The organism is Anoxybacillus sp., from assembly GCF_036834105.1.
GTDB lineage: Bacteria > Bacillota > Bacilli > Bacillales > Anoxybacillaceae > Anoxybacillus.
The window spans coordinates 1-4,480 of the sequence record NZ_DAITON010000156.1 but is presented as its reverse complement, the minus strand read 5'-3'; the positions used below and the strand labels follow the sequence as shown (position 1 = coordinate 4,480).

3 protein-coding genes and 1 pseudogene are annotated in these 4,480 nt (G+C 40.3%); all 4 read left to right on the top strand.

Annotated features, from left to right (window positions below):
• Positions 1-46: 46 nt before the first annotated feature.
• A pseudogene (locus V7Z64_RS11900) lies at positions 47-1,501 on the top strand (alpha-glucuronidase); the annotation flags it as partial.
• 11 nt (positions 1,502-1,512) lie between these two features.
• On the top strand, positions 1,513-3,021 hold the full coding sequence (locus V7Z64_RS11895) for a GH39 family glycosyl hydrolase (protein ID WP_297991330.1): 1,509 nt from the start codon (positions 1,513-1,515) through the stop codon (positions 3,019-3,021).
• Between the two features lie 30 nt (positions 3,022-3,051).
• On the top strand, positions 3,052-4,005 hold the full coding sequence (locus tag V7Z64_RS11890) for a sugar kinase (protein WP_297991332.1): 954 nt from the start codon (positions 3,052-3,054) through the stop codon (positions 4,003-4,005).
• 75 nt (positions 4,006-4,080) lie between these two features.
• Positions 4,081-4,480: bifunctional 4-hydroxy-2-oxoglutarate aldolase/2-dehydro-3-deoxy-phosphogluconate aldolase (locus V7Z64_RS11885; protein WP_334110521.1), on the top strand; the 400-nt coding region annotated here is incomplete at its 3' end.

Below are 4,480 nucleotides of genomic sequence, written 5' to 3'. Positions count from 1 at the left end.
CCTTTTTTGTTTGGTTGTAAATTTATGTTAGTAAATTTGCTCATCTACAGTTAATAATGTAAATGTTCATCAGACGGAAACAAAATTAATTACCGATGAATTTTTACCAGAGTTATCGGAAGTAGCTAGTATTTTTAGGACATATGGGATTAAAACATTTTTGAGTATCAACTATGCTAGTCCAATTGAAATTGGAGGGCTTCCAACGGCAGACCCTCTTGATTCTAAAGTTAAACAATGGTGGAGTAATATTGCTCATCGTATTTATCAATTCATCCCGGACTTTGGTGGTTTTATCGTTAAAGCTGACTCTGAATTTCGACCTGGTCCGTTCACGTATGGACGTAGTCATGCTGATGGGGCAAACATGTTGGCTGAAGCGTTGGAACCGTTCGGAGGTATTGTTATTTGGAGGTGTTTTGTATATAACTGTCAGCAAGATTGGAGAGATCGAAAGACAGATCGTGCAAAAGCAGCGTATGACCACTTTAAACCATTAGATGGACAGTTTCACGATAATGTCATTTTGCAAATTAAAAACGGCCCAATGGATTTTCAAGTTAGGGAGCCTGTTTCTCCGTTGTTTGGTGCAATGCCGAGAACGAACCAAATGATGGAGGTTCAAATTACACAAGAATATACGGGACAGCAGAAGCATTTATGTTATCTCGTTCCTCACTGGAAAGAGGTATTGGAATTTGATACGTATGCAAATGGGAAGGGATCAGAGGTCAAGAAAGTAATCGATGGCTCTTTATTCAACTATCGCTATAGCGGTATGGCAGGAGTATCTAATATTGGTGATGAGCCGAATTGGACCGGTCATACGTTAGCCCAGGCGAACTTATACGGTTTCGGTCGGCTTGCTTGGAATCCTAGTTTATCAGCTGATGAAATTACGAAGGAATGGATTATACAAACATTTGGAGATGATCCACAAATCATCCAACTGATTAGCGATATGCTTCTATCTTCTTGGAGAATTTATGAAAATTACACTTCTCCTCTTGGAATAGGATGGATGGTAAATCCGGGGCATCATTATGGGCCAAACGTGGATGGGTATGAATATTCACATTGGGGAACGTATCATTACGCGGATCGACATGGGATTGGTGTTGATCGGACAACATTGAGTGGGACAGGATATGCATCGCAATACTTTCCAGAAAACGCTACAATATACGAATCGTTAGAGGACTGTCCTGATGAATTATTGCTGTTTTTTCACCATGTACCGTATTCACACCGACTGAAATCAGGAAAGACTGTCATTCAACATATTTATGACACTCATTTTGAAGGAGTGGAACAAGCCAAGCAGTTGAAAAAAAAGTGGGAGCAGCTAGAGGGGAAAATTGATGAAAAACGATACAAAGACGTATTGGAACGATTAACAATTCAAATCGAACATGCTAAAGAGTGGCGTGATGTTATTAATACTTATTTTTATCGTAAATCTGGCATTAAAGATCAATACGGACGAAAAATTTATGAATGAGGAGAGAGTTTATGAAGGTTGTAAAAATACCGGGACATGGGTATGAAAAGTTTCAAGATAAGTGGAGATTTTGTGTTGGAACAGGGAGATTAGGACTCGCTTTGCAAAAGGAATATATCGATCATTTAAAATTCGTTCAACAAAAAATATCGTTCCAGTACATTAGGGGACACGGCTTACTTTCGGATGATGTTGGAATTTATCGAGAGGTCGAAGTTGCAGGAGAAATGAGACCGTTTTATAACTTCACATACATTGATCGCATCATTGATTCGTATTTATCACTAAACATACGTCCGTTTATTGAATTGGGATTTATGCCGAGTGCCCTTGCTTCAGGAGACCAGACTGTTTTTTATTGGAAGGGTAACGTAACTCCACCAAAGGACTACAACAAATGGAGAGATTTAATTGTTGCAGTCGTTTCTCATTTCATACAGAGATACGGAATAGAGGAAGTAAGAAAATGGCCCTTTGAAGTATGGAATGAGCCGAACTTAGAAGTTTTTTGGAAGGGAGCGGACAAACAAGAATATTTTAAATTGTATGAGGTGACAGCACGTGCTGTAAAGAGTGTTGATTCTCGTTTGAAAGTTGGGGGACCAGCAATTTGTGGGGGAAGTGATGAATGGATTGTAGATTTTCTTAACTTTTGTGGGGAGCGGGACGTACCAGTTGACTTTGTTAGTCGACATGCCTATACATCCAAAGCGCCACACAAAGTAACGTTTGAACATTACTATCAAGAACTTCATCCTCCTGAAGAAATGATTGAGCAATTTCGATCTGTTCGCAACTTGATTCGTCAGTCCCCATTTCCACACTTACCTTTGCATATTACAGAGTATAATACATCGTATAGTCCCATTAATCCGATTCACGATACCCCGCTCAATGCGGCATATATTGCTCGCATTTTGAGCGAGGGTGGAGACTATGTAGACTCATTTTCTTATTGGACATTTAGCGATGTGTTTGAAGAAATGGACGTTCCAAAATCACTATTTCATGGTGGATTTGGGCTAGTTGCATTTCATTTAATTCCGAAACCAACATTTCATGTTTTTACATTTTTTCGGGCGTTAGGAGAGGAATTGCTTTATCGGGATTCAGAAATGATTATTACAAAAAGAAAAGACGGAGCGATTGTTGCGATACTATGGAATTTAGTAATGGGCAAAGAGGAATGTGAGAGAACGATACAGCTCGATATTCCTGTTCCTTTTTCAAATATTTTTATTAAGCGTCAAATAGTTAATGAACAACATGGGAATGTGTGGAGAGTGTGGAGGCAGATGGGGAGACCTCGTTTTCCAAGTCAAAAACAGATTGAAACGTTAAAGCAGATAGCACATCCACATATCTTGACAGAATGTAAAAAAGGGTTGAATGGCATCGTTCAGTTGCCGGTTGTTCTAACGAAAAATGAAGTGACGCTCATTGAAATTGAATGCATGAGCGATGAGACAGAAAGTTATGTCGGTTTAGATGATAGTGAGATAGCTTCGTATCCTTTGTAAATGTAGAGAAAATGTCGTTGGAGGAATAAGATGGATGTAATCACAATCGGGGAGTCAATGGTTGTATTTACACCAACGAGTGATGGACTAATTAGACAAGCGAGTACGTTCACAAAGAGAATTGGAGGAGCAGAGTCCAATGTTGCCGTTGGTCTAGCACGGCTAGGTCATCGTGTTGGATGGATTAGCAAAGTAGGAGATGATGAATTTGGAAGGGCAATCTTATCCTTTTTAAAAGGGGAAGGAATAGATGTTAGCCAAACAAAGGTAATTCATCAAGCACAGACGGGCATTTATTTTAAAGAAAAGAGAAGACACAATGACATCCGTGTATACTATTATCGCCATGGTTCGGCAGCAAGTCAGTTAACCCCTGAAGATTTAGATGAGGAATACATTTCTAAGGCAAAGTATTTGCATATTACTGGAATTACTCCTGCATTAAGCGGAAGCTGCCAAGAAACTATTTTTGCTGCAATTGCGATAGCACGATATTACAAAGTGAAAGTTGTTTTTGACCCAAACCTTCGGATGAAATTATGGCCTAATTTAGATGTGGCGAAAGAGGTGATGTCTCGTCTCATTGATCAGGCAGATATTATTCTTCCTGGAATTGAAGAGGCTTCATTTTTGTTAGGGGAAGGAACAATTGAAGAGTGGGGAAGAAAGCTTATTGAAAGTGGTGCTTCACTCGTGGCTATCAAACTAGGAGCCAAAGGGGCACATTATTTTACAGAAACGGGCAATGGATACGTTCCAAGTTTTCCAGTCAGTCATGTTGTTGACCCTGTAGGGGCTGGCGATGGCTTTGCTGCCGGGCTGTTATCTGGATTAATTGAAGGTTTACCAGTAATCGACGCTGTGCGACGAGCGAATGCGGTTGGGGCACTCGTAACGATGGTGGAAGGAGACGTAGAAGGAATGCCAGAGCGCTTAGACGTAGAACGATTAGTCAATCAATTGGGAGAAGATATAACGAGATGAGGAAGAAGGGATTCCATGGATTTGTTTGAATTCATTAGGAGTATTACAATTGTCCCAGTTATACGAGGAGCAACAGTGGATAATATTATTCCAATAGGGTTGGCTTTGCAGCAAGGTGGAATTCCAATTATGGAGATCACGATGGAAACGAGAGAAGCATTGTATGCACTTGAAAAAGCAGTGCTAGAGTTAGAAGGAATGGTTGTTGGTGCGGGAACGGTAATTGATTCCGAAACAGCGCAACGAGTCATCGAAGCCGAAGCTCAGTTCGTCGTTTCCCCGTCCTTCTCTGTTGATGTCATCCAAATAGCGAAAAAGCGGAAGATTTTTAGCGTTGCCGGTGGATTGACTCCTACGGAAATTGTCGCTGCTTTTCAGTGCGGAGCGGATATGATAAAGGTATTTCCTGCATCTACTTTTGGACCAAAGTATATTCAACAAATAAAAGAACCCCTTCCACACATTCCTTTGATGG